The sequence below is a fragment of the Sphingomonas sediminicola genome, from assembly GCF_049991885.1.
In the GTDB taxonomy this organism is placed as follows: Bacteria; Pseudomonadota; Alphaproteobacteria; order Sphingomonadales; family Sphingomonadaceae; genus Sphingomicrobium; species Sphingomicrobium sediminicola.
In genome coordinates this window covers 2,100,563-2,124,732 of sequence record NZ_CP178916.1, presented here as the reverse complement: position 1 = coordinate 2,124,732, position 24,170 = coordinate 2,100,563, and the positions used below count along the sequence as shown (strand labels likewise).

Sequence of the window (24,170 nt, the reverse complement as noted above, 5' to 3'; positions counted from 1 at the left end):
CCGCCATTCTCGGACCGTGCCCAAGATCAACGAATGTCGGCAACGGGTGGAAGGCGGTCATCTGATCGTCTAGCCGGGGGCACTCCGGACCTGACGAGGAGCCCGACGAACTTATGTACGCCAAAGACGTTGCTGCCGGCACGATCTTCTACCACGGCACCAAGGCAGATCTGAGCGTCGGCGATCTGCTCGGACCCGGCTACGGAAGCAATTTCGTGGAGCGCGGGCTGAAGCACATTTACTTTACGGCCACGCTCGAAGCGGCGACGTGGGGTGCGGAACTCGCCAAGGGAGAGGGACGCGGAAGGATCTACACTGTCGAGCCGACCGGGCCCTTCGATGACGACCCCAACCTCACGGACAAGAAATTCCCTGGCAATATGACCGCTTCCTATCGCTCACTCGACCCGCTGCGAGTGACTGGGGAAGTCGAGGACTGGGTTGGCCATTCGCACGAACGGCTTGAGGAAATGCGAGAGAATATCGCGCGTCTGCACGAGGCAGGGACCGCCAAGATTATTGAGGACTGAAGATCCAATCCGACATGTCCGCAATGGGTCGAAGGCGGACATTAGCCCTGGCGTTTAGCGATCTCTCCAAGAAACGTCGGCGATAGCACTCCTGAAACCAGCTCAGGTTTCAACGGTTCGTTCCCGCGTGGTGGGTGATGAACAACAGGGATAAGCGAGGATCACTACACGAAATGGGCGCGGCCGCGCGCCGGGTCTCCGAGGAGTACGTTGGCATTGCTTTGAAGCAAGCGTTTCCCCTGCCTAAATCTGGAAAGTTCCGCGATTTGTTAGAAGCGATCAATTCCTCCGAGCCATCAGTAGGGCGGAAGGGCGGGGCCGACCGCGACTAGACGAGCGGACGTCGACGCGAGCTGTGGCGACCTTATTGGTGCTCAATCAGGCGCAAGAGGACGGGCCGGCCGTCTTCGCCAACGCGATGAACTTCCCGGCGCTCATGATTGCCAGTCCGCGACCAAGTCTCCTCAGTCACTGTAGATGCTCTTTCCACCCTTACGGTGACTTTAGCAGACTGCTGTCGGGGCGGGGGGGACTGTTCGACTAGGTCAGCAAGAAGAAGGAGCCAAAGCATAGCATACCGATCGCCGGTGGCTGCTTACGCGAACCCTTCACCTTCCTCCGTTCCGGATCAGTTCTCGGAAATCATTTGTGAAATGCGCCCCGCCGCGGGCCTTCCAAAATAGCGTCAGTCTGGTTCCGATCTTGCGGGAACCCTGCTGGGATCTTTTGGAGCGGGCTTTCGAAAGCAATCGATCTGTGTCTCGGACGATCCGATTGCCGGCAACTGCTGCGCGAGAGTGATCTTGTCAGCGCCCCGAAACTGCCTTTGGGTACCTCCTGGGGTTTCGTCTGATCTGACGATGCGCGCGGGGAACGCTGATCAGTCTGCGGCGAGATTTCCTAATGCAAGAATCTCAGCTTCTGTAACTTGCTCGATGTCGCCAAAGCCCGATCGAGCCCGAGCCCAATCCGAAAGCAGCTTGGAGGGAAGCTTAAGCTCGAAGGAAACACCCGCATTATACGAATCCGTCCAGCGGAGTTGGCATCGAAGCGCAGGGAGATCCGGCAAGCGGAGGATGACATGTCCGACCCTACGGATCGGAGTGAGTGTCCGTAGCTTCGCCCCGCCCTGGGAGATATTGTGGAGGTAGCCGGCATATTGCCTGTTTCCGATGCGAATTCTCGCCCTGCAAAGGATTTGGATCCGCGCGAACTCGCGACGCTGCGGATGCTCAGTCGCCCAGGTCTCAGGGTGCGAATGAAACATTCCGGCGTGCCGTCCTGCGTTGGCGAACAACGGCACTCATACCCGGTCAGCGCGAACGGACCCTTAACAACTCATCCGCATCGGAACGACGAGAACTTCTAATTCTCAAGCAGCCCGTCGACCATGCTGCTTCTCTCCGATGGTCCTGCCGGCCCTTCCAGTTAGCACTTGCCGCACGTCCTCGGCGGTCGTGGGTCGCTGAAGCCAGAAGCCTTGGCCCGCCGTACAGCCAAGTTCGGTTACGAGAGTCAGCAGCGTTTCGCTCTCTACGTGCTCGGCGACACTGGACACGCCGAGCAAGTCGCATAGCCCAATTACTGCTCTCAGCAGGCGCTTTCCATCCGCGCTCTCCTGAGCTGCTGTTACGAGCGCACCGTCGAGCTTTATCTGGTCGAACCGTAGCTCGCGAAGATATCCGATTGAAGCATAGCCCGCGCCGAAGTCGTCCAGAACAATCGTGACTCCAGCCTTCCTCAGACGCCTCAGATTACCGCGCGCACGTTCAAAATCGGCAAGTAGCGCTGTCTCCGTCACTTCGACCTGAAGCCGTGAGGTCTCAAGCCCGGCGACGACGAGCTGGGCCAAAATCAACTCGGCGAATCCCGCAGTGCACAATTCAACGGCACTTAAGTTGAAAGACAGCTTTATCTCGTCCGGCCACTTGCGAGTTTCGTGGAATGCCATGGCCAACAGATGGCTGTTAAGGCGGTCGATCAAGCCCAGCTGCTCGGCGATCGGTACAAATTCCGACGGTGTGACCGACCCGAGATCCTCGTCTTTCCAGCGGGCCAGGGCTTCAAGTGCGATGATCTTGTTTCGCCTCAAGTCGACAATGGGTTGGAACACCAGCGACAGATTGCGCTCGACACCCGTTGTCTGAAGCGCGCGCTCAATCTGCAATCGCCGAAGTCTGGGCGCCTCCATTCGGTGCTCGAATACAATGAGATGGTCCGGCGATCCGTCTTTAGCTTGATAAAGCGCAAGATCGGCGTCGGCCATCACGCGGGATGGCGACCGATCGTCTTCGGGCTTTGATAAGGCCAAGCCGCAGCAGGCGGACACGTCGAACTGCCGTCCGTCGATTACCAATGGACGGCTTACCTCGCGAAGAATTTCGGATCCCATTGCGCGCGCTCGGGCAGCCTGGCTGACACCCGGAAAGAAAATCCCGAATTCGTCCCCGCCAAGGCGCGCGACAAGCCCAGAGGCCCCGGCTGCCCGAACGAGGCGGGCCGCGACTTCCTGGAGCAGACGATCGCCAGCCTCGTGCCCGAACATGTCGTTGACCGCCTTGAACCGGTTGAGATCGAGGAGTGCGAGCGCGAACCAGTCCTTGTGCTTTTTCTTTTCGATCTCCGCTTCGAGCGCCGCGACGAAAGCGCGACGATTGGGAAGGCCGGTCAAAAAATCGGTAGTCGCTGCATGAACTGCTTCCTGATGAGCGTGCTCGGCGAGCACCTGCTGATTCGAAATCAATTCGCGTGAGCGGATCACGTCCTCGAGATGCCGGCTGTGAAGTGTCACCAACTTCATTGTCAGGACGGCGACCACGACCAACCCGAAGGCAGCCCAAGCGAACTGTGAATTTCCCGACAGGATTGAAGCCAACGATAGGGGTACGATGATCAATAAGAGCGGTATGCGCCCGGCCACTGGCAAAGCTGTCAGCCCATATGAGACGCCAATTGCGGTGAGACCGCCAAACAGCATGACCGCCATGTGTGATGCATCGTCGCCGACATGGAGGAGGTAGAGGCAGCGGGCACAGACCGTCAGGCAAACGGCTGCCGCAAACCATACGGTTTGCTGCATGCGCCTGACCATTTGCTCATGGCTCGGCTGGGTGCCCATGCAATACCAATTGAAAAGGCGAACAAACCCGCAGGTGGCGATGATGGTGGGAAGGTTGAGGCCGATTTCGATCCGACCTGCGGTCGACAGCTCCATCCCGGACAGGTTCACGAAGCCCAGCAGGTAAATAATCGGGACCTGTCTTCGCAGGGAAAGGTAGCGCTCTTCGATCAGCGCACGGCCCGACGCCGTTGCGAGATCGACGTCCAGAAATCGTTGCATCACCTTTGCAAACATCTTCGGCCGGTGTGTCCAGTTCGGCCCGACAGAGTGCAAGGCCACAGGCTTGGCGCTTGCCTTACGATCCTGAAATAAATGGTAAAACTTCGTTCAATCCGGACTAATTGTTTCGCGCGCCCATACGGTTCGGCGCGATCAAGGGCAGGCCTTCAGGCGAGAGATGCCTGCTCCAACGAGCGTGCCAGTGCCTCGATCCTGAGCAAGTCCTCCGCCAGTTCGACGGACATGTTTGGGAGCAAAGCGACGCGCTCGCAAATCTGAAGAAGCTCATCGGCAATGCCCTTGACGGAATTCGCTCGATCGAAAGACCGCCCAAGCCAATGCGATTCTGCACCGCTCCGAAGCTGCGCAATCGTAGCATCAATCCTTAACTGCGCTTCGGATCCGGCGCGCTTAACCCACTCCTGAACGAGAATGGTGTGGTCAAACCGGAGACCGCAGAATTTGCCATTCTGCCAGGCAATCTCGCCTTGGACGCAGAGGCTGCCGCGACGAAGCTGCGCTTTGCGCCCCTCCTCGGGGAAGTCATGACCCTCGAGGAGGGCTCCGTTGACCGACAAGTTGCGTATGCGAACGGGGCGCGATGCGCCCTCTCCCGCCAAAGCGGCAGTCAAGAAGACATTCGATCGCGGGCTTGATCGCGACTCATTTCCACGGACGGTCGACTGCACTTTAAGATCTTTCAATGCATCGACAAGAATGCCCCAAACGATTGAGAATATGGTAAATTCTGATCCACTTTGGAGCTAATCTGGGATAATCTGCGGGGTTGAACTCACTCATCATTGCTAGGATTTGAAACCCGCCTTTGGCGTGCTCCCATCAAGGCTTCGATCCATGAGCCTGTTGGGAACAGACCTCCGCAAGATCGCCGGATCAGCAGTCGAGTTTCGTTGCAGGACTTCACCGCCTCCCTCTGATCGCTTGCTATCGAACTTAAGGCTCTTTAGGCCGTTGATGCTCGGTAAGGCTCTAATATTGGCGTCGGTCTTCTCAGATCGCCACAGGAATTGGCATTGTCCGAACCGAAGCCCAAGCTGCCCGCTACCAAGCGCGATCTGGCGAAGAGCGTCACCCTGTCAGGACGTGACCTCGAAGATGCCAGGAGGCTTATTGCGCTGCTCTCCGAGGAGGAGGAAAACCAGGGCACGGCCAGCGAGCTCGCTCGCCTGGCCCTTGCCCGGCGCCCCACGCGGCAGGAGCAGCTCGAGTTAAGAGCCAGAGAAATCCTGGCTCTCCGGCAAAAGCGTGCTGAGTTGCTCGGGCCTTCAATGTTCGGTGAACCAGCATGGGAGATGCTTCTTCAGCTCTACGCAATGGCTGGAGCATCGCGTCAATCAATGAGCCGGCTGGCTCAGTTGTCAGGGACGTCCAAAGCAACTGCTCTCAGGTGGATAGACTATCTGCTCGACCGGGGCCTGATCAGTCGTCAACCACACCCGACCGACCTGCGAACCGCCTTCGTTGAATTGACTGACAAGGGGCGGGAGAAGCTTGAGGCCTACCTCGCGGATACCATTAATTTTACCGAATAGAAGTAACCCCAATTTATGTTAAAAGGGCTTAGGGGGAGCGCATTCGGTTTTGCCGACGGCGCCATTCTGCTCGGGGGCAAAATTGCTAGCGACCTGCGAAGACTCGGACCGCTCGTTCCATGATCACCATCGTGACCGTGCGCTACAGCTATTGACGGCTGCCCTGGAGATCTTGGACGAGCATGCTGACCTCCCAGAGGTAGGCGCTAGGCTCCAAGGGGTTATCGACGCCCTCGCCCCGAGGATTCCGAGAGGTCGCGCCCGGCTGCCCTGAACGCAGGCGTGGAGGGCGACGCAACGAACTTCAGCGAGGTTCTGGTCGCCCGGGGCTTTCCAGATTGCTTCAAATTGAACCGAATATCGGTCCAACCTGAACCAAAGTTTTACAGTCGAATTAGCGATGTTGGTTAATTGTCTCTCCATCGAGAATATGGAGGAGGGTCAATCTCATGCGGTCGGCGTCCCAAGAAGCGTTTGCTGAATTCCGCCCGGTTCATCAGGACCAACAACGCAAACTTCATCATCAGCTGGCGAAGGACACACGGCCTAAGAGGGGCGGAAGTGACGAGGCGCGATGGTTGCGCAATGTCCTGCGGGCGAGGGCTGCGCGGGCTGAGTTCTTCAGCGGGCATCTATTTGCGGATCCGGCCTGGGACATGCTTCTCAGCCTCTATTCCGCGGAGCTCGAGCAGAAGCGCGTATCGGTCAGCAGCCTTTCGCTGGCGTCGGGAGTTCCGGCTACCACGGCGCTCCGGTGGATCAGCGCCCTTCAGAAGAATGGCCTGATCGTGCGCCAACCTGATCAATTCGACGGCCGGCGAATCTTTGTCGCCCTATCTTCTGAAGGATCCCGAGCGGTTCGTGCGTACTTCAACAGCCTGCCGGCTGCGCTATATCCTTTTAGCGCATAACGGGTTGCAATGTTGGATTGCAGCGGCAATCGGAAATCATCAGCTGCCGAATCGACGAGAGCGAGCGTTACTCGGAGCGCTCGCCCTTAGTTATAACGTCGATAAGTATTTGCGCTCTACCACGACACAGCTTTCGATCAGAATTTGCGTCGGGTTGACTGGCCGTCGGATATCACGGAATATTCGACAGGTAAGTTGGACTTCAGCTGTTGTGTCCACTCCGCTCCAGCGTAGAGGCGCTTACTTGGAAGATCGACGCAGTTCTTTCCGCTTGAATCGCATTGCTTGCCATCGGCCAATTCAAGACTTGTATTGCCATCATTTCTCAAGGTCAGGTGATTGTCGGACCGACTGGCGCTGAGGCTCGGATGAGGGGTTGCTGGCTTAACGAGCACCAAGACATCGTAGCCAATGAGCAGCTTCAGGCCGGTCTCTGCAGAAGAGATGCTTCCCACCACCGGCTTCACGGTAATGCGATATACTCTCTCCCGATCCTGGCGAGGACCGATGGCAGCCACTCGGACCAATTTGCGCTGCCCAGGCTCTAGGATCAGACGGGCCGGCGATACCAGAAGTCCCCGTTTTTCCGGGTCTGGTTCTGCGCTACGTGACTCGGCGGCTGTTCCGGGAGCCAAGATCTCGCTCGGCTCGGCAACGACGTAGGCCCGCTCGTCGGAGTTGTTCCAAATCTCGATGTCATCGCGTTCTTTCGATGTGACGCCGAGGTTCACGATCAGCTGACTTAGCACCAGCTCCGCATGAGCCGGGGACGCGGGCAAGGCGATTGAGGCGAGCATCAAGAGCGCCGCACCGACGTGAAACTCGCGCAGGTTCTTTATCGGCACACAACCCTCCCGAGCGACGCATAATCGCTTTGGACTTGCGCTCCCACAAGCGGAACCCCGCAGGTCTCATTCGCGCCGAACTTGAATGTTAGCGGCTCGTTGGCTTCCACGTCGATCTGGAAATAGCCTTCATCGTCGGTCTGGCCAACGCCTCGACGTGTTGAAATGCTGGCGTTCGCGAGCGGTCGGCCATTCGCCAGGAAGGCTTGACCGAACACTGTGCTCACCTGCTCCGCAGTCCAATTCAGGTGCTCTACATTTCCCGGAAAGAGCGTGATCTTCCGGACGGCTGAATCATAGTCGACCGCTGACGAGCCGACTGGCCGAAGCCGCAGATTGTAGGACCGGTAGGCCTCGAGGAAAATCGGCAGGCGCCTCCCTGCTGAGACGCGCCCGCGAGCGATCTCGTCGATGAGGACGTCGAACGCGGCATCCTTGGCAGAGCCAGCCATCGAAGCGATGACTGCGCTTTGATTGAGGTCACGGCCGCCAATTTCAACGGCCTTTGAGCCAAGAGCAATTCCGGTCTGGAGAGTAAGCCCGAATTGCGTGCCGCCGTTCCCTTCCAGACTGTGAAGTACTTCTACGCGGCCGCTGCCCAGCTGATTGGCCACAAATGCATTAGCTCGGGCGGTCGACGTGTCCACGTCGCGCTGCAACGCGCCTTCGAGCGATACCTGGGTGCGCTCATCGTCCTGGTAGAACCACTGACCGCTAAGGCTTCCAACCTGGCGAGACCTCGATCCTCGCGTTCCACCATCTTTCAAGGTGGCATGTCCGATAGTGGACAGGGTTGAGAAGCCGCCGGCGGTGTAAAGCACCCTGAAGCCGGCGAATGCCGACGTCGTTGTGCGGCTCTTTTGGGCATCGGCCTGAACGATGACCTGGAGACCGCCCTGGCGCACAATCGGCCAGGAAAGGCTCGGGCCGATGGTGTAGTCCGACTTGAAACCACGGTCATGCCGATAGGAACCCGTGACGCTCAGGAGGGCGCTCCCAAGCGAGTAGGTGAGGGTTCCGCTCGCCTGGGTGTAGGAACTGGCAGCAACCTGGGCGCCGGTAACGGGTGTCGGGCCAAAGTTGTCGACGTAGGACGGCAGCGGAAGGAGGGGCTCGCCATTGCTGCTCCACACCCGTCGCACGTCGAAGTTGAAATTGAGCGGACCTGTTCCGGCAGATCCCAACTGGAGCAAGGCTCCCTTGCTCCCGTCGCTCGACATCAGGCCCGCGGCCCGAGCGCGTCCGAAGGACGTGATAAGCCATCCGCCAACCTGGAGCATGGCCTTCTTCTCGGTGCCGAGGATCGCAGCGTCGATCGCCGTTGACTCGCTCAAGCGACGCGCCCCACCGACCTGGTAGTAGAGGCTTTTCGACAGGCTGATCGGCTGGTTGTGCTGCGTGTTTGCAAGAAGCCCCGCGTAAGCGAAATAGACCAGCTGTCCCTGCGGGGCGATTTGGGCATTCTTGACGAAAAAGCGCCGCTCCTCGCGAACCGCACCGCTGGCTTCCCGGATCCTGAGGACAAGTGGGTAAGAGCCATCGGGCAGGTTCGACGTGTCGACCGAGTTGTTGCCAGCTTCGTAGCTGCCCGACGTCACGAGCCGGTTATCCACGAGGATCTCCACGCGCGCCGGCTGGCCCAGAAAGATGATGAGGGGCGTAGCCTCGAGGCTATCGGCATCCGCGCGAGTGTCGAACTGCGTTGCAAATCCGAAACCCATTATGCGTCGGCGGCCGGTCAGGTCGGCGCCGGGGGCCCAGAACAGGCCGCCAGAGTAGCGATGGCGCCTCGTATCGACCTCGGCGACGAGATCGTCGAAGACGAGGCCCAGGTCCGAAGCGATCGAACTGTCGCTCCGGATTCTCGCGTTCTGAAAGCCGATGATGGTACGGTTCTGAATATTGAAACTGGTCGACCCCCTGGTTGACCCCGCAATTGCTGCCCCGATCGAACTTGTGAGAGAAAGCGGGGCAGTTGGAGTCGCGAGGTAGATCTCATCGCTTTGAGTGACCTCCAGCGCGCTCGGGTGGACGAAAAGATCGAGCCGGAAACGGTCTTGGTCGAAGATGATGCCTACGAGGTCCGGCTTGAGCTCGCCGCAGTGCCCGGAATTGGTCTGCGAGCAGGCAAGGCCCGCATTGTCCTTGAGCTCTGCCGTCAGGGAGGTGACGAGGGCAGGCGACGACTTGAGATGCGGAACCAGGCCGATGATTTGGTCCGGATTACGAAACCGCACGACTCCAGGCTTGGCGACAATTTGAGCTTCGCCAATCTTCCGACCGCCGAAATAGAGATCGACCACCAAATCGCGGGGCTGCTCCAGTTCGCTGAAGCCGGCGGGTGGCGACGTCATCTCGAAACCGAGGCTAGCGGAGTTGGAGTTCTCCGCATGCGCAACGGCGGGCGCGAGGGTTGCCGCAGAGGCCAGCAGCATCCGGGTCAAAGTGGAAGATTTTCGACCGAGCATGGGAAAGCTATTCCGGCCCGACCAGCAACGTCAGCGTCCCGGAATAAGAACCGGCTCGCGCGCTGGACAATTCCGAGCTGCGAAGGACCAGGATCAAGCTGGCGCTAGTCGCTGGACCGCTGTTGCAGGTTTGCTGGGTCGCCGAGCTTATTAGCCCGGTCAATGTGACGTTGGGGCTAAGCTGGGTCCCTGACGACTGGTTCGGCGCCTGATTCCATTGCACTTCGTAGTTGAGCAGGAAGGAGCCGGACGTGAGGCTGAACGCACCTCCCGGCGCAGAGCCCGACGCAGTGATCCGGTAACCCTGGATGGCGGTGTTGGCATAAACACAAAGGCTTTGGCTGCTGGTCGCATCCGCGCCGACGTTTGCGATCGCGCCAAACGCTACGTCGCTCAGCTTCGTGATTCGGACATTGTTGCTCTGGGCGTGCAGCGGTGACGCAGCGAGCGCGGCCGCCAGCAACGCACCTCGAGCGACTGCACCGAGGCGGCTGTTAAGCCGAACGCGAAGAGAAGAAATGCCGGGGCGCAGCGAGGCGCTTGGCGTCGTGCAAATGACGACGGCAGAGGCCTGCTGCGCCACCGGAAAGCAATGCTATTCGGGGGCAACCAGAAGCGTCAGCGTACCGCTGTAACTCGTCGACGCTTGCATGGTTTGCAGATCGGAGCTGAGGATCTTGACGATCAGGCTCGCGCTCGAGGACGGACCGGACGCGCAGTTCGCGTTGGTCGCCGTCGAGGTCAGTCCGGTGAAGGCGACGCCGTTCGTCAGCGCTGACCCCGTCGACTGTCCAGAGCTCGCGCTCCATTCGACGGCATAGGGGACGCTGAGCGACGCATTGGCCAGCGTGAATGCACCGGCAGTTCCGCTACCCGAGGCCGTTACCCTGTATCCCTTTGTGCTGGTGTTGCTCCAGACGCAGACGTTCTGGGCATTCGAGGCGTCGACGCTTGGATCGGCATTCGTGAATGCCACGTCGCTCAGTCCGCTAATGCGAACCCGGTTTGCAATCGATGCCGAGATAGACACCGAGCCCGTCGAAGTCGCTCCCAGGCTGCCCTGAGTCGCCGCATTCGCAGTTCCCGCCATCGAAACGGCAAGGGCTGCCACCGCGGCCATTTGTCCAACTTTGTGCCACGAAAGCATGGCTAATTCCTCATCCGCTAGTCCCATCCAAAATGGATGTATTGCGGGGCTTACGGGAATCCTCTTAACGAACCGTCAACGAAGGCTGTTTAGCGCGAAGTTTACGCCTTAGGGTTAAAACCCCAGCTTTCCAGGCGCTTGCTTATTCTGGCGCCAAGATCAGCAATGCCGGACCCGTCGAAGGTATCTCACCTCCGGGGACGTCCAACGCCAGATTAACATCGCTCCCTGCCTTGTTGCATTCCAGGATCGAACTCCGCGCGATCGCACTCAGGGGCTTGCCTTCAGCCAACCGCATTGAAGAGGTGTCCGACATTACGGGAGTAGCTATCCTGTTGCCGACCGCACCTCCCGGTTCGAGCCAGCTATGGGCCAGGCTCGACAGTGTGACTGTGTAACGGCGGAGCGTTGAACTGGACCAAATGCAAAATGAGTTCGCGCTACCAGCGCCCCGGCCGGCTCGAAGCGATGCTGGAGCGCGAATTCCCATGCGCGGGGCCACGCTGGCTTCTATGCGGATGCTCGCACTGGACGTCGTGCCGATGCGACCGCCGGGGGATTGAGCCTTGAGCTCGACGGGAAAGAAGGCCGATGCGACGGCCGGGGCACATAGCAGAATCCAACGGTACGCCATTCGAGGACTCTCCTGATCCCGAGAATAGAACTCGAGAACCGATCGTCCTGAAACGTTCGTGCTACCCTAAACTTTCCTCCAATCTGGATGTGTCCCAGTCTGGTTTACGCGCTCGTCAGTCATCGCTCCGCGAATCTGGGCGGCAAGGAACTTGGTACCTCAGATGATCAATTTCAGGCCATGCAGCCGCACGGTCTTTCCGTCCTGGCAGATGGGAGCTCCGATGATCCGAACCCGGCGAGTTCCTCCGACGGCGGGCCTGATCTGGACATCGATGGTGAACCCGCGCCCTTCGCGAATTGCATAGCTGCGCAGTCTCTCCATGGAGGCCCGGGATTCTTCACTGTAGAAAGAGACCGCTTCATCGCGACTGACAGGCGAGCCACGCGGCAATCCAAAGATGTCGTAGATGCCGCCGGACCAGGTCAACGAGTTGTCGGCGAGATTGCATTCCCAGCAGCCGGAATGATGGATGCCGAGTGCGCCAACCTCTGGAGGCCCGATGATATCGGTGACGGCGCTATTCAGGACGAGGCCGAGGTCGAAGTGTCGCGATTGCTCGCTAAGCGGCCAACTCTCGAGCACAGGCGGCATTGAACTCATTTACAAACCCCCGGCGAATTTACCGCAAGTTGCGCCCAACGTCACTGACAACGTGATGGTACGCTGGCCTCTCCCAAGTCAGCCCGCGCGCTGTTGAAGCATCGGATAGAGAACGTTTTGCTCTAGTTCGATCAGGTCGAGCCAATGCGACCGAAGCGCTCGTTGCGCCGAACGATGCCGCGACCAATTGGCCGCAATCACCCATCCGCTCCACGTGCTCAGATGATCGGCTGAAAGACCCATCATTTGCCGCCTTGCATGGAGGGCTCGTGAAAGCTCGACTTCCGCGGCCTGGTCCGCGTGCTCGATGATATGGTCGTGCGCAGCTTGAACGGCCGAACTGCGCGCTCGCGACGCCGACGACAGCTCGCGCCTCAACGCGAGATAAGACTGAAGGTCTGGCGTGGGCCGCGCCAATAACTCGTCGAGCTTCTCCAGGCCGGAGAGAACACGCTGATGGGCATTTTTGAGTTCGATCAGCAGCCAGTCAGCGGAATTTTCAGCGACGGCCTTCCTACTGATGATGTGCAACGGACATTCCAGCGTAAGGTGGGTCGAATGAAGGCCCGCCAGAATTTAATCTGACGGGCCTTCCAGGTTCGGCACGCTCCAAGTGGGTTAATCAGGAACGTGTGAGAGGAATATTGCGGCATCTGATTACTCCGACCTTGCGCTTATCTCCGAAATGGAAGTTTCAGCGCGTAGCTCGAGCAACCGGGATAGCCGCAGCCCTTGCTGTAATCCTCTGCATGCCGACTGGATTTGCAGTCATTCTCATCTGGGCCGGCTGGTCACGCATTCCTGAAGAAGGACGCTACTGAGCTCAGCGGCCGTAGATTTCCGCCAGAAGGTAAGAACGGACGGCGCGCATTCCCTCGAGATCCCTCTCGAGCATCAAATCGAGCGCGCTTCGACCCGTGAAAGGCATGCCGATTGGGCCTCCTGATCCAGCCTGCTGCGACGGAGGGACGAGGAAGAAGCGTTCTGACTGATCGTGCGATATTGGCGAGCATAGATATCCGTTCGATCAAGTCGATGGGCAATTCGTCCAGCGGCAATTGCGCGAGCCGATCCAACTCTTCTCGATCCCTCATTCCCAACAATTTCAGCTGCTCGTATTCTGTGAGCTGCCAAATCCGAGACAAGGCTTCGAAGGCTCGCAACACTTTGCGAGTGCCGTCGATCCTCGTGCCTCGATGGGCTCGGGCCCGTAACCCTTTTAATATGAAAGCAGCGACGAGTTCGCCGTCGCCAGTGTCGATCGCATCGAACAGCGTCGGCTCGCCTTCTTGCGTCTCAAGCCACTGCGCGAGCTTGTAGAGGAGTTCAGCTTCACTCATTGTCGTCCCAAGACCATCGCCCGCAATCCCTCTATTTTCATCTTTGGCCGGCTTCGCCGTTCAATTTCTCTTCTCCGGTCGGTGTTGCGTGGCGCTAGGCGCGCCGCGCCAAGATTCGAGGTTCGCGTAGATCCTCTAGTAAGTCCCCTGGCGAGCCTTCGATGCACGTCGGTGAAGGCATCGACCTCGGCCCAGAAGCACTCGATCGCAGCGACGAATTCCTTGAGATAATCTGGCCGCAAGTGATTGTGGATCTGAACCGGTGGCCTACTGATTAAAGGTCAGCTGGCTCTGACGTCCCCAAAAATTGCGATACCAAAACGGCTGTTCCGCGCCCGTAGAGGCGTCGGGCTGTCACGCAAAGGTGTTGATTTTATTAGCTTGAGGCTGGTGGAGCTGAGGGGAATCGAACCCCTGACCTCTGCAGTGCGATTGCAGCGCTCTCCCATCTGAGCTACAGCCCCGCTCCAAGCAGGCGGACCACATAGCGACGCCTCTTTCCCCATGCAATGACCCGCCGCACGGCGATTTCGACTTGTCGAATGGCAGTTCCGAACCAGGAACGGCTGATGGCCCCAAATCGTTCTTCACGCGATGAGCAGACGGCAGTCCGCCGGCCTGTTCCTAGCTTGGAGGCAGCTATGGCTTACGACCGTTACGAACGCGAACGGCGCTGGCGAGAGGGCCGGCCCGAATTTTCCGATGAGGGCATGAACCGCGAGCGCGACTTCGATCGCGATCGCGACGAACGCGGCTTTTTCGGACGCATGGGCGACGAGTTCCGCTCCTGGTTCGGGGACGAGGATTCGGAGCGTCGCCGGGAATCTTATCGCGACCGCGACGATTATCGGCGCGGCTACGGGTCCGAGCCCGAACGCGGCCGGATGTTCCGCGAAGATCGCGAGTTCGAGGGCGACAGGCACTTCCGTCAGGGGCCATGGGAACGCGGTGAATACCGAGCGACGAGCTTCGCGGGCTCGCGAGATCGTCCTGCCGACGATGATTATCACTATCGGGAAATGCGGCGCCGGCAGGCGGAGGATCTCGATCGCGACTATGACGAATATCGCCGTGAGCGGGCTTCGCAGTTCGAGAATGACTTCGGCAGCTGGCGCGAAAAACGTTTGTCCAAGCGCCAGATGCTGAGCGGCATCCGCGAGCACATGGAAGTCGTCGGGAGTGACGAGAAACATGTCGGTACCGTCGACCGCGTTGCCGGCGACCGGATCATCCTGACCCGCAGCGATCCGGAATCCGGCGGTGTCCATCACTCGCTGAGCTGTTCGGACCTTGACCGCGTCGAAGGAGACCGGATCATCCTCGACTGTAGCGCCGAAAAGGCCAGGGAGCGCTGGCGCGACGAAAGCCGCAGCAGGGCGCTGTTCGAGCGCGAGGATCAGGGCCGCGCGGGGCCGCACGTGCTCGACCGCAGTTTCTCCGGCACATACCGGTAAGCACGCTACAGTCTTTTCGGGGCTGAGGATCGGCCCGGTCGCCTCTCGCGGCCGGGCCTTTCTTGTGCGCCCGAGGGAGCTTATGCGCGGCTCAACTGGAACGGGAGAAACATGATGGCGCGCGCCTGGCACCTGATGAGCCGTCCGCAGGGGCTGCCGACGGACGAAAATTTCGCACTGAAGGAGCTCGACTTGCCGCCGCTCGCCGCAGGGCAGGTCCGCGTCCGCAACCAGTGGTTGTCGGTCGACCCGTATATGCGCGGGCGGATGAACGACGTGAAAAGCTATGTCCCGCCGTTCCAGATCGATCAGCCGATGGAAGGCGGAGCGGTCGGCGAGGTCGTCGAATCCACAGCGGAGGGCTTCTATCCGGGCGATCGCGTGCTTCACATGGGCGGCTGGCGCGACGAGGCAGTGCTGGACGCGCGCACGGTCAACAAGCTTCCCGATCTTGGAGCCGAGCCGCAGGCGTTCCTCGGGAATCTCGGAGTGACGGGCGCGACCGCCTATTTCGGCCTCCTCGAAGTCGCGTCGGCCAAGCCTGGCGACATCGTCTTCGTGTCGGCAGCGGCCGGTGCGGTGGGATCGGCTGTGGTGCAGATCGCAAAGGCGAAGGGCATGACCGTCATCGGTTCGGCGGGCGGCGCGGACAAATGCGATTTCGTCCAGTCGCTCGGTGCCGACCAGGTCGTCGACTACAAGGCCCAGCCGATCCTGAAAGGGCTGGCCGCTGCGGCTCCGGAGGGTATCGACGTCTACTTCGACAATGTGGGCGGTGACCATCTCGATGCGGCTTTCGCGCTCGCAAGGATGCGGGCGCGCTTCGCGATCTGCGGGATGATCGAAGGGTACAACAAGGCCGAGCCGGCTGCCTTCCGCTTCATCATGCGGGTGATTGCCATGCGCATCCGCATGCAGGGCTTCATCGTCTTCGACTTCCAGTCAAGGATGGACGAATTCTACCGCGAGATGGGGCAGCTGATCGCGACGGGCCAGCTCAAGTCGCAGGAAACGGTAGTCGACGGCATCGAGAATATGCCGGACGCCTTCCGTGGCCTGTTCAGCGGCGACAACCTCGGAAAGATGCTGGTCCGGCTCTAGCGGTTGAACTTGCAGGCGGCGGGGTTGCCGGTCTTCAGACCGGTCTGTAGCGCCTGCATCCGCTGCGCCGACGAACCGTGCGTGAAGCTTTCAGGCACGACGACGCCCTGCGTCTGTTTCTGGAGCATGTCGTCGCCGATCGCCTCGGCCGCGCGCATTCCTTCCTCGACATCGCCAGGCTCAAGGATGTTGCCCTGCGCGTCGCGGGCGTTTGCCGCCCACACACCGGCGTAGCAGTCGGCTTGAAGCTCGACGCCGACCTGAATCGCGTTGCCCTCCGTGCGGCCGACGCTTTGCTGTGCACTCTGAGCCCGGTCGAGCGTGCCTTCGAGGCTTTGGACGTGGTGCCCGACCTCGTGCGCGATCACGTAGGTCGCGGCGAAGTCGCCAGGGGCTCCGAACCGTTGCGAAAGCTCGTTGAAGAATTCCGGATCGATGTAGATCGTATTGTCGTTCGGGCAGTAGAACGGGCCCATTGCCGCCTGGCCGGCGCCGCACGCCGTCTGCGTTCCGCCGGTGTAGGCGACCATCCGCGTCGGGACGTACTTCGCACCGTTCTTGGCGAAGATCTCGCCCCAGGTCTCCTCGGTCGAGCCGAGCGTCCGCGTGAGGAAATCGCGCATGTTGGGGTCGAGCGTCGATTTGCCGCCGCTCGGTGCGCTCGTTGTCGGGCTGCTTGGGATCAGCCCTCCGCCGCCGCCGAGCTGAGTCAAGGCGCAATAGCCGACGAGGAGGATGAGGACGCCGACGATCCCGAAGCGGCTCATGACCATTGGGAGCAGGCAGCCGAGCAAATTGCCGCCGCCACCGCCCCCGCCGAGCCCGAAACCTCCGCCCTGTCCGGTGCGGTCTTCGAAGTTGGAACTTGGGTCTTCGCCGCCTAGCCGAACCATGAATGTCTCCCCTGTCGCTCCGGCCAAATGCGCGAAGAGGCGGCCCGGTTGCAAATCGTCGTTACGGGGGCGAGTAGCGCCGCAAAGGAGATGCCATGATTCTCGAAGGCAAAGTCGCGCTCGTCACCGGTTCAACCTCGGGCATCGGGCTGGCGATCGCCCGAACGCTAGCTGCCGAAGGCGCCAGGATCATGCTCAACGGCTTCGGCGATCCCGCCGAGATCGAGAAGATCAGGAGCGAGCTCGGCGCTCTCCATGACGGCGCCGATTTGTCCGATCCGGCTCAGATTGAGAATATGGTGCGGCGATGCACCGACGAGCTCGGTGCGCCGGACATCCTCGTCAACAATGCCGGCATCCAGCACGTCTCGCCGGTCGAGAGCTTTCCTCCCGAGAAATGGAATGCGATCCTGGCGATCAACCTGTCGGCAGTGTTCCACACGACGCGGCTTTCGATCCCTTCGATGAAGGCGAAGCAGTGGGGCCGGATCATCAATACGGCGTCGGCGCACAGCCTCGTCGCCTCGCCCAACAAGTCTGCCTATGTCGCCGCCAAGCATGGCGTCGCGGGCTTCACCAAATCGGTCGCCCTTGAAGCGGCGCGCGACGGCGTCACCGCCAATTGCATCTCGCCGGGCTACGTCTGGACCACGCTGGTCGAGAACCAGATTCCGGACACGATGAAGGCGCGGAACCTGACCCGCGAGCAAGTGATGAATGACGTGCTCCTCGCCGCCCAGCCGACCAAGCGCTTCGTGACGCCCGAGGAGGTCGCAGCGCTTGCTCTGTTCCTTTGCCGCGACGAGGCCAAGTCGATCACCGGCGCGAACCTCAGCATGGACGGGGGCTGGACTGCCGCTTAGGCTGCGGTTGATGCGCTACCTTTTCATCGTTGCGGCCCTGGCTTTGCTCCCCGGCTGTGCGGAGTTCCGGACGACACCCGGAGTGATCGCTCAACCTGCACGCGACTGGCGTTCGGTTGCGACGGAATCGGACCGCGAGAGGCTGCACGAATGGCGGACCGCCTTCGTCGACGCATTGCGGGCCGCCCGGGCGGGCGGGAATGGCGCGGACGTCGAGCGCGAGGGCGTCCTGCTTAATCCGGATGCCGCGCTCGGCGGTGGACCGATCCCGAACGGCGACTATCGCTGCCGGGTGATCAAGGTCGGCGCAAGGCAGGCCGGACTGCTCAACTACGTCTCCTATCCCGCATTCGTGTGCCGCATCCAGCAGGATGGCGAGCTTCAGGACTTCGCGAAGCTGACAGGATCGCAGCGGCAGGTTGGAAAGCTGTTTCCGGGCGATGCGCTTCGGCAGGTCTTCCTCGGCACCCTGATCCTCGGCGACGAGGCGCAGTCGATGCAATATGGCCGCGACACGCAGCGCGATGTGGCAGGGTTCGTCGAAAGGATCGGACCGAACCGCTGGAGGCTGATCATGCCCCGGCCTCATTTCGAATCTCAGATGGACGTGATGGAATTGCTTCCATCGACCCAGGGAGCGCGTTGATGAAGCTGACCTTCGGACTGGTGATTGCCGCCATGACCCTACCGACCGCCGCCAATGCTGCCGCACTGCGAGACGCGATCCGCGCCGACATGCCGCAGCTGATGACCCTCTACCGCGACCTCCACGCGAACCCAGAGCTGTCGATGCAGGAGGTGCGCACGCCCGCCAAGCTCGCTGCAGAGATGCGCAAGCTCGGCTTCAAGGTGACCGAGAAGGTCGGCAAGACCGGTGTGGTTTCGGTCATGCAGAATGGTCCCGGGCCGGTGCTGCTGCTCCGCGCCGACATGGACGCCCTTCCCGTGGTTGAGCAGACGGGCCTTCCGTTCGCGTCGAAGGTTCGTGCGACCGCACGGTCAGGCGTCGAGACCGGTGTCATGCACGCCTGCGGCCACGATACGCACATGTCCTCGTTCATCGGCACCGCCCGGCGGCTTGCGGCGATGAAGGATCAATGGTCGGGCACGCTCGTCATGGTTCTCCAGCCGGGCGAGGAGACCGGCGAGGGCGCGAAAGCGATGCTCGACGATGGGCTCTACACCCGCTTTCCGAAGCCGAATTACGCGCTCGCCTTCCATGATGCCGCAGCTCTTCCGGCCGGGACGATCGGAGTCACGCCGGGATATGCGCTTGCCAACGTCGATAGCGTCGACATTTTGGTGAGGGGCCTTGGCGGGCACGGCGCCTACCCTCAAACGACAAAGGACCCGATCGTGCTTGCCTCGCGGATCGTGGGTGCGCTGCAGACCCTGGTCAGCCGCGAGAACAACCCCCTCGATCCGGCCGTCGTAACCGTTGGCAGCTTTCAGGCGGGAGCCAAGCACAACATCATCTCGGATGAGGCCAAGCTCCAGCTGACCGTTCGAAGCTACAAGCCGGAAGTCCGGAAGCTGCTGCTCGACGGGATCAAGCGGATCGCCAGGGGTGAAGCCATAGCGGCGGGCGTGCCGGAGGACCGGATGCCGGTCGTTACGATACGCGAGGAAATGTACACGCCCGCGACATTCAACACGGAAGACTTTTCCAAAAAGACGCTCGATCTCTTCCAGCAGCATTTTGGTGCCGAGCGGGCGAGCCTTACGCCCCCGGTGATGGGCGGCGAGGACTTCAGCCGCTTCTGGCTTGCGGACAAGGAGGTCCAGAGCCTGATCTTCTGGGTGGGAGGGACGCCCAAGGACAAATGGGATGCAGCGGGCGGCGACACGCTCAAGCTCCCGTCCTTGCACAGCCCCTTCTGGGCGCCCGATGCGGAGGCAGTCATTTCAACCGCGACCGAGGCGATGACGGTGGCGTCGCTGGACGTGCTCAAGAAAGGCTAGCGACTCGCCTCGTCGAGCAATGCAATCTGCTCCGGCGTGAGCGCCAGGCTCATCGCCGCCGTCAGTTCCTTCAGCTGGTCCACGCTGGTCGCGCTGGCGAGCGCCGCCGTGATTCCGGGCTGCGCGATTGTCCATGCGAGGGTGATCGACGCAAGCGCCGCCCCGGTCTCGGCCGCGATCCGGTCAAGCGCCGCGAGCACGCGCATTCCCCGGCCTTCGAGATATTCGACATTGCGAAGTCCGCGCGGACTTTTGTCGAGGTCGTCCTTGCTCCGGTACTTGCCGGTGAGGAAGCCATTGGCGAGCCCGTAAAAGGGAATGATCCCGAGCCCGTGCGCCAGCGCCGTATCACGAAGCGCGCCTTCCAGCTCCTCTCGCTCAACGAGGTTGTACCAGGTCTGCAGGACGCTGGGCTTAGTGAGGCTATCGGCGGTCGCTGCCCGCATCGCCTCGTCGAGCCGCTCCGGCGAATATTGCGACATGCCGATGGAGCGGATCTTGCCGGCCTTCACCAGCGCATCCATCGCTCCGAGGCTGTCGGCGAGCGGGACGTTCGGATCGTCCTTGTGGTGATAGTAGAGATCGATCGTGTCGATCCCGAGCCGCTGGAGCGAAGCATCGCAGGCCGCGGCGATCTTCTCCGGGGCCAGCCCCTCGAAGAAACCCACCTTCGTCGCGAGGACGATCTTGTCGCGCTTGGCCGGATCGCGCCTCAGCCAGTTGCCGATGACGGTCTCGCTCTCGCCTCCCTTGTTGCCGGGAACCCAGGCCGAATAGACGTCCGCGCTGTCGACCATGTTGCCGCCGGCGTCGACGAACGCGTCCAGGATATCGAAGCTGGTCGGCTCGTCCGCCGTCCAGCCGAAGACATTGCCACCGAGCGCCAGCGGCGCGACCGAGATTCCGCTTTGTCCAAGCGAGCGCTTTTCCACCGTCATAGAGGCGCCTTAGCGCATCCGTTCACCAGATATTTGTAAAATCTAGCGACACCCCTTCGCATGTCGGTGGAATTGACAGGTGTGTGTCGGTGCAGGCCCTGATCGCCTTCTGGAGCCACGCCCTGTGCGCGGCGGCCTTCCTCGGCCTGCTGATCTGGCGTCTGGGCGCGATCCGGCAGCAGGACCAGCGCCTGCTGCTCGCCGGATTCGCGGTCACCGCCTGCTGGGCCTGGCTTAACGCCATACTCCCCAGCGACCCGCTGACCAGTTACGCGGAGACGGCTCGGAACCTCATCTGGATCGGCCTGATCCACAGCCTGTCCTCGAGCAGCGACGAGCGCCAGCATGGGGTTCGGCTGGTCTACGCAGCCGTAGCGGCGGTGCTCGGCTTCCAGATGGTCGTGACGAGCTTGCGCTACTTCATCCCGACCGACTCGGTCCGTGACACGGCGACCCTGCTCCGAATCACCGCGGCCGCCGGTTCGTTGGTGCTGGTCCACAACCTTTACGGGCAGGCGTCACCCGCGAGCCGGTCGAACATCCGGCTGGCCATGCTCGCGCTTTCGCTGACGTGGAGTTACGACCTCAACCTCTACACGATCTCTTACCTGGACAGCCGGCTGGCGCCCGACCTTCTCGAATGGCGCGGGGCGATCGTCGCTGCGACCGCGCCGATGTTCGCGATGGCCGCCAGGCGCGAGGAGGGCTGGCGCATCCGCCTGTCTCGCGCGGCAACGTTCCAGTCTCTCTCCCTGTTGGCGATCTGCGCTTACTTCGCCGTCATGGCGATACTCGCCACGGCACTTCGGGGCACGAGCGTCGAATGGGCGCGCGGCGGCCTTGTCGGGCTACTCGCTGTGATGACGGTCGCGGCCATGGCCCTGTTGCCGAGCGCCAAGGCGCGCAGCTGGGCCAAGGTCAAAATCTCCAAGCATTTGTTCGAGCACCGCTACGACTACCGAACCGAGTGGCTGCGTTTCACCGAGACAGTCGGAACGACCGGTTCGGACGCGGCCCCGCTCGGTGAGCGCGTGGTCAAGGCGTTCGCGGACATCCTCGACGCGCCGGGCGGGATCCTTCTGGCGAGGGATCCGGCAGGCGCGATCACGGCTGCTTCGTCGTGGAACTGGTCGGGCAAGAATCCCCCATCCACGGAGCTGGATCGCGTTCTGACGTTCTGGTCGGCGCTGGAGTCGAATGGCCGGATCGTAGAGTTCGATGCTCTCCGCAGCGGGATTGCGCGGCCTGAGGATTGCGCAATGCTCCCACCGCAATGGATGCTCGACGAGCGACGTGCGTGGGTGGGCGTTCCGCTGATCCATGGCGAGCGGCTCTTCGGCCTGATCCTGCTCGCCGCGCCGGACTATCGCCGCGTCCTCGACTGGGAAGATTTCGACCTCCTGCGCACCGCCGGACGTCAGGCGGCAAGCTCGCTTGCCGAAGCATATGGTCAGGAGGCCCTGTCGAACGCCCAGAGGTTCGAGGAATTCAACCGGCGCTTCGCCTTCATCCTGCACGACATCAAGAATTTGGTGAGCCAGCTGTCCCTGCTGTCGCGCAACGCGGAGCGCCACGCCGACAATCCCGAGTTCCGCGCCGACATGGTCGCGACCCTGCGCAGCTCGGTCGGCAAGATGAACGACCTGCTGGCGAGGCTTTCGCCGCAGGCACAGGCCCGCGCCCAGCGGGCAGAGCCGCAGCCGCTTCGCACCATCCTTTCCGATGCGATCGCCGCGAAGCGGCGGGACCACGAAGTGAAGCTGCTTGGCGACACCACCCTCTGGGCGGTCGTCGACGCGATGGGGCTCGAGCAGGCGGTCGGGCACCTGATCCAGAACGCCGTGGAGGCGAGTTCGTCCGATGCGCCGATCACCGTCCGCGTTGCCCCCGTCGGCGACGAAGTCCGCATCACCATCGCCGATCATGGAACCGGTATGGACGGCGACTTCGTCCGCAATCGCCTGTTCCAGCCGTTCGCGTCCACCAAGCCCGGCGGCTTCGGCATCGGCTCGTTCGAGGCCCGCTCGCTGATCGTTGCGATGGGCGGCCGCCTGGTCGTCGACAGCACGCCGGGCGCGGGCAGTGAATTCTCCATCTTCCTTCCAGCGGCCGACGAGGCTGCTCAACCGCAACGGAAACGCGCATGACCGACCAGAAACTCCCCGTGCTCCTGATCGTCGAAGACGACGAAGGCCTGCAACGCCAGCTCAAATGGGCCTACGAAGGCTATGAGGTCGTGCTCGCAGGCAATCGCGAAGCGGCGATCGAGGCGCTGCGGCTTCACGAGCCTGCTGTCGTCACGCTCGACCTGGGGCTGCCGCCTGATCCGGACGGGACGAGCGAAGGCTTCGAGACCCTTTCGCAGATCCTGAAGCTGAAGCCGGATACGAAGGTGATCGTCGCGTCGGGTCACGGCGCGCGCGAAAGCATGTTGAAGGCGATCGGGCTCGGCGCCTATGATTTCTACCGCAAGCCGGTCGATATCGACGAGCTAGGCCTGATTGTGGCGCGCGCCTTCCACGTTGCCGACATCGAGGCCGAGAACCGGCGGCTCGAACAGGCCGGCGGCGGGCAGGTGCTCGGCTCGATCATCAGCTCGGCGCCCGAGATGCTGAAGGTTGGCAAGACGATTGAGCGTGTCGCCACCGCAGACGTGTCGGTGATGCTGCTTGGCGCGTCGGGTACCGGCAAGGAATTGCTGGCCCGCGCGGTCCACGAGAAGAGCGGACGAAAGGGCGAGTTCATCGCCATCAACTGCGCCGCCATTCCTGAGACGCTGCTTGAGGCCGAGCTATTCGGATACGAGCGCGGAGCGTTCACCGGTGCGGTCAAATCGAACGTCGGCAAGATCGAAATGGCCGAGGGCGGGACGCTCTTCCTCGACGAAGTCGGCGACATCCCGCTCGCACTTCAGGTCAAGCTGCTCCGCTTTCTCCAGGAGCGCGTGATCGAGCGCATCGGCGGACGCCAGCCGATCGCCGTCGACACGCGGATCGTCTGCGCAACACACCAGGACTTGGACGCGATGACTGCGGACGGCCGCTTCCGCGAGGACCTCTATTATCGCCTCGCCGAGATCGTGGTGAAGATCCCGTCGCTTAGCGAGCGGCCCGGCGACGCGGTCCTGCTCGCTCGTCATTTCGTGAATCGCTTCGGCAAGGAGCTGAACACCAAGGTTCAGTCGCTTTCCGCCGACGCTGTTGCGGCAGTCGACGCCTATGGCTGGCCGGGCAACGTCCGCGAGCTCGAAAACCGGATCAAGCGCGCGGTGATCATGGCCGACGGTAAGTCGGTGAGCGCCGACGACCTCGACTTGCCGGGAAGCGTGAACGCGGAGGAGGCCGAGAGTGCGTTGAACCTCCGCGCGGCCCGCGAGACTGCCGACCGCAAGGCGATCCGCCAGGCCCTGAGCCGGACCGAGAACAACATCTCGGGTGCCGCCAAGCTACTCGGGATCAGCCGACCGACGCTCTACGACCTGCTCAAGCAGTACCAACTGCAAGCGTAGGCATTTCTTCGACCAACGGGTCTTGCTGGCGAGGCGGCGCGCCTTATCCCTCTTCGGCGTTTCGAATCCGGGGAGAATTC

The 24,170-nt window shown here is 61.4% G+C and carries 22 protein-coding genes and 1 tRNA gene; 10 read left to right on the top strand and 13 right to left on the bottom strand.

What is annotated here, in order from left to right; genetic code table 11:
* Positions 1-113 precede the first annotated feature (113 nt).
* Positions 114-530, top strand: a complete 417-nt coding sequence (gene arr, locus ACMC5O_RS11045) for an NAD(+)--rifampin ADP-ribosyltransferase (protein ID WP_187708747.1) — start codon at positions 114-116, stop codon at positions 528-530.
* 880 nt (positions 531-1,410) lie between these two features.
* Here arr and ACMC5O_RS11040 read toward each other — a convergent pair.
* The 3 genes from ACMC5O_RS11040 to ACMC5O_RS11030 all read right to left on the bottom strand — a co-directional run bounded on the left by ACMC5O_RS11040 (position 1,411) and on the right by ACMC5O_RS11030 (position 4,502).
* On the bottom strand, positions 1,411-1,797 hold the full coding sequence (locus ACMC5O_RS11040) for a PilZ domain-containing protein (protein ID WP_187708748.1): 387 nt from the start codon (positions 1,795-1,797) through the stop codon (positions 1,411-1,413).
* A 105-nt stretch (positions 1,798-1,902) separates the two neighbouring features.
* Complete coding sequence (locus ACMC5O_RS11035; RefSeq protein ID WP_426692855.1) at positions 1,903-3,870, bottom strand: putative bifunctional diguanylate cyclase/phosphodiesterase; 1,968 nt, start codon at positions 3,868-3,870, stop codon at positions 1,903-1,905.
* A gap of 167 nt (positions 3,871-4,037) precedes the next feature.
* Positions 4,038-4,502, bottom strand: coding sequence for a hypothetical protein (locus tag ACMC5O_RS11030; protein WP_426692854.1), 465 nt, complete (start codon positions 4,500-4,502; stop codon positions 4,038-4,040).
* Between the two features lie 402 nt (positions 4,503-4,904).
* On the opposite strand from ACMC5O_RS11030, the gene ACMC5O_RS11025 reads away from it, so the two are divergent.
* A complete protein-coding gene (locus ACMC5O_RS11025) occupies positions 4,905-5,423 on the top strand; it encodes a MarR family transcriptional regulator (RefSeq protein ID WP_426692853.1) in 519 nt (172 codons plus the stop codon).
* Between the two features lie 656 nt (positions 5,424-6,079).
* Positions 6,080-6,334: a hypothetical protein gene (locus tag ACMC5O_RS11020; RefSeq protein ID WP_426692852.1), complete on the top strand. Its 255-nt coding sequence runs from the start codon at positions 6,080-6,082 to the stop codon at positions 6,332-6,334.
* 137 nt (positions 6,335-6,471) lie between these two features.
* On the opposite strand, the gene ACMC5O_RS11015 is transcribed toward ACMC5O_RS11020, so the two are convergent.
* The 8 genes from ACMC5O_RS11015 to ACMC5O_RS10980 form a co-directional block, all read right to left on the bottom strand.
* Positions 6,472-7,179, bottom strand: coding sequence for a fimbrial biogenesis chaperone (locus tag ACMC5O_RS11015; protein ID WP_187708753.1), 708 nt, complete (start codon positions 7,177-7,179; stop codon positions 6,472-6,474).
* Positions 7,170-9,533: a TcfC E-set like domain-containing protein gene (locus ACMC5O_RS11010; protein WP_426692851.1), complete on the bottom strand. Its 2,364-nt coding sequence runs from the start codon at positions 9,531-9,533 to the stop codon at positions 7,170-7,172. Before ACMC5O_RS11010 ends, ACMC5O_RS11015 begins: the two co-directional genes overlap by 10 nt.
* A gap of 121 nt (positions 9,534-9,654) precedes the next feature.
* Positions 9,655-10,230: a hypothetical protein gene (locus ACMC5O_RS11005; RefSeq protein WP_187708757.1), complete on the bottom strand. Its 576-nt coding sequence runs from the start codon at positions 10,228-10,230 to the stop codon at positions 9,655-9,657.
* A gap of 12 nt (positions 10,231-10,242) precedes the next feature.
* Positions 10,243-10,767, bottom strand: a complete 525-nt coding sequence (locus tag ACMC5O_RS11000) for a hypothetical protein (RefSeq protein WP_187708758.1) — start codon at positions 10,765-10,767, stop codon at positions 10,243-10,245.
* A gap of 820 nt (positions 10,768-11,587) precedes the next feature.
* A complete protein-coding gene (locus ACMC5O_RS10995) occupies positions 11,588-12,022 on the bottom strand; it encodes a PAS domain-containing protein (RefSeq protein ID WP_246444273.1) in 435 nt (144 codons plus the stop codon).
* An 87-nt stretch (positions 12,023-12,109) separates the two neighbouring features.
* A complete protein-coding gene (locus tag ACMC5O_RS10990) occupies positions 12,110-12,562 on the bottom strand; it encodes a hypothetical protein (RefSeq protein ID WP_187708760.1) in 453 nt (150 codons plus the stop codon).
* Between the two features lie 260 nt (positions 12,563-12,822).
* Positions 12,823-13,371 carry a hypothetical protein gene (locus ACMC5O_RS10985; protein WP_426692850.1) on the bottom strand — a complete coding sequence of 183 codons (549 nt, stop codon included), beginning with the start codon at positions 13,369-13,371 and terminating at the stop codon, positions 12,823-12,825.
* 388 nt (positions 13,372-13,759) lie between these two features.
* Positions 13,760-13,835 (bottom strand) — tRNA-Ala (locus ACMC5O_RS10980).
* A 177-nt stretch (positions 13,836-14,012) separates the two neighbouring features.
* Between ACMC5O_RS10980 and ACMC5O_RS10975 the strand changes: the two genes are divergently transcribed.
* Entirely contained in the window at positions 14,013-14,825 is an 813-nt protein-coding gene (locus tag ACMC5O_RS10975; protein WP_187708761.1) for a DUF2171 domain-containing protein, read from the top strand.
* A gap of 114 nt (positions 14,826-14,939) precedes the next feature.
* Positions 14,940-15,926 carry an NADP-dependent oxidoreductase gene (locus tag ACMC5O_RS10970; protein WP_187709802.1) on the top strand — a complete coding sequence of 329 codons (987 nt, stop codon included), beginning with the start codon at positions 14,940-14,942 and terminating at the stop codon, positions 15,924-15,926.
* Here ACMC5O_RS10970 and ypfJ read toward each other — a convergent pair.
* Positions 15,923-16,819 (bottom strand): KPN_02809 family neutral zinc metallopeptidase, encoded by an 897-nt coding sequence (ypfJ, locus tag ACMC5O_RS10965; RefSeq protein ID WP_426692849.1) that lies wholly within the window; start codon positions 16,817-16,819, stop codon positions 15,923-15,925. The two genes, ACMC5O_RS10970 and ypfJ, sit on opposite strands and share 4 nt — an antisense overlap.
* A 95-nt stretch (positions 16,820-16,914) precedes the next feature.
* Here ypfJ and ACMC5O_RS10960 point away from each other — a divergent pair, with 95 nt between their 5' ends.
* The 3 genes from ACMC5O_RS10960 to ACMC5O_RS10950 are packed head-to-tail and all read left to right on the top strand — an operon-like array spanning position 16,915 to position 19,644.
* On the top strand, positions 16,915-17,682 hold the full coding sequence (locus tag ACMC5O_RS10960) for a 3-hydroxybutyrate dehydrogenase (RefSeq protein ID WP_426692848.1): 768 nt from the start codon (positions 16,915-16,917) through the stop codon (positions 17,680-17,682).
* Positions 17,683-17,692: 10 nt separating this feature from the next.
* Complete coding sequence (locus ACMC5O_RS10955) at positions 17,693-18,328, top strand: DUF4893 domain-containing protein (RefSeq protein ID WP_246444664.1); 636 nt, start codon at positions 17,693-17,695, stop codon at positions 18,326-18,328.
* Positions 18,328-19,644 (top strand): amidohydrolase, encoded by a 1,317-nt coding sequence (locus tag ACMC5O_RS10950; protein ID WP_187708763.1) that lies wholly within the window; start codon positions 18,328-18,330, stop codon positions 19,642-19,644. Before ACMC5O_RS10955 ends, ACMC5O_RS10950 begins: the two co-directional genes overlap by 1 nt.
* Here ACMC5O_RS10950 and ACMC5O_RS10945 read toward each other — a convergent pair.
* Positions 19,641-20,582, bottom strand: coding sequence for an aldo/keto reductase (locus tag ACMC5O_RS10945; RefSeq protein WP_187708764.1), 942 nt, complete (start codon positions 20,580-20,582; stop codon positions 19,641-19,643). The genes ACMC5O_RS10950 and ACMC5O_RS10945 overlap by 4 nt on opposite strands.
* A gap of 89 nt (positions 20,583-20,671) precedes the next feature.
* Between ACMC5O_RS10945 and prsK the strand changes: the two genes are divergently transcribed.
* Positions 20,672-22,729: an XrtA/PEP-CTERM system histidine kinase PrsK gene (gene prsK / locus ACMC5O_RS10940; protein WP_187708765.1), complete on the top strand. Its 2,058-nt coding sequence runs from the start codon at positions 20,672-20,674 to the stop codon at positions 22,727-22,729.
* On the top strand, positions 22,726-24,090 hold the full coding sequence (prsR, locus tag ACMC5O_RS10935) for a PEP-CTERM-box response regulator transcription factor (protein ID WP_187708766.1): 1,365 nt from the start codon (positions 22,726-22,728) through the stop codon (positions 24,088-24,090). The genes prsK and prsR overlap by 4 nt, the downstream gene beginning before the upstream one ends.
* Positions 24,091-24,170 lie beyond the last annotated feature (80 nt).

Bases quoted from the DNA above. Each gene is read 5' to 3' on its own strand.
- arr (WP_187708747.1), top strand. From the start codon at position 114: ATGTACGCCAAAGACGTTGCTGCCGGCACGATCTTCTACCACGGCACC.
- ACMC5O_RS11040 (WP_187708748.1), bottom strand. From the start codon at position 1,797: ATGTTTCATTCGCACCCTGAGACCTGGGCGACTGAGCATCCGCAGCGT.
- ACMC5O_RS11035 (WP_426692855.1), bottom strand. From the start codon at position 3,870: ATGCAACGATTTCTGGACGTCGATCTCGCAACGGCGTCGGGCCGTGCG.
- ACMC5O_RS11020 (WP_426692852.1), top strand. From the start codon at position 6,080: ATGCTTCTCAGCCTCTATTCCGCGGAGCTCGAGCAGAAGCGCGTATCG.
- ACMC5O_RS11010 (WP_426692851.1), bottom strand. From the start codon at position 9,533: ATGACGTCGCCACCCGCCGGCTTCAGCGAACTGGAGCAGCCCCGCGAT.
- ACMC5O_RS11000 (WP_187708758.1), bottom strand. From the start codon at position 10,767: ATGGCCGCGGTGGCAGCCCTTGCCGTTTCGATGGCGGGAACTGCGAAT.
- ACMC5O_RS10995 (WP_246444273.1), bottom strand. From the start codon at position 12,022: ATGCCGCCTGTGCTCGAGAGTTGGCCGCTTAGCGAGCAATCGCGACAC.
- ACMC5O_RS10985 (WP_426692850.1), bottom strand. From the start codon at position 13,371: ATGAGTGAAGCTGAACTCCTCTACAAGCTCGCGCAGTGGCTTGAGACG.
- ACMC5O_RS10975 (WP_187708761.1), top strand. From the start codon at position 14,013: ATGGCTTACGACCGTTACGAACGCGAACGGCGCTGGCGAGAGGGCCGG.
- ACMC5O_RS10970 (WP_187709802.1), top strand. From the start codon at position 14,940: ATGGCGCGCGCCTGGCACCTGATGAGCCGTCCGCAGGGGCTGCCGACG.
- ypfJ (WP_426692849.1), bottom strand. From the start codon at position 16,819: ATGGTTCGGCTAGGCGGCGAAGACCCAAGTTCCAACTTCGAAGACCGC.
- ACMC5O_RS10960 (WP_426692848.1), top strand. From the start codon at position 16,915: ATGATTCTCGAAGGCAAAGTCGCGCTCGTCACCGGTTCAACCTCGGGC.
- ACMC5O_RS10955 (WP_246444664.1), top strand. From the start codon at position 17,693: ATGCGCTACCTTTTCATCGTTGCGGCCCTGGCTTTGCTCCCCGGCTGT.
- ACMC5O_RS10950 (WP_187708763.1), top strand. From the start codon at position 18,328: ATGAAGCTGACCTTCGGACTGGTGATTGCCGCCATGACCCTACCGACC.
- ACMC5O_RS10945 (WP_187708764.1), bottom strand. From the start codon at position 20,582: ATGACGGTGGAAAAGCGCTCGCTTGGACAAAGCGGAATCTCGGTCGCG.
- prsR (WP_187708766.1), top strand. From the start codon at position 22,726: ATGACCGACCAGAAACTCCCCGTGCTCCTGATCGTCGAAGACGACGAA.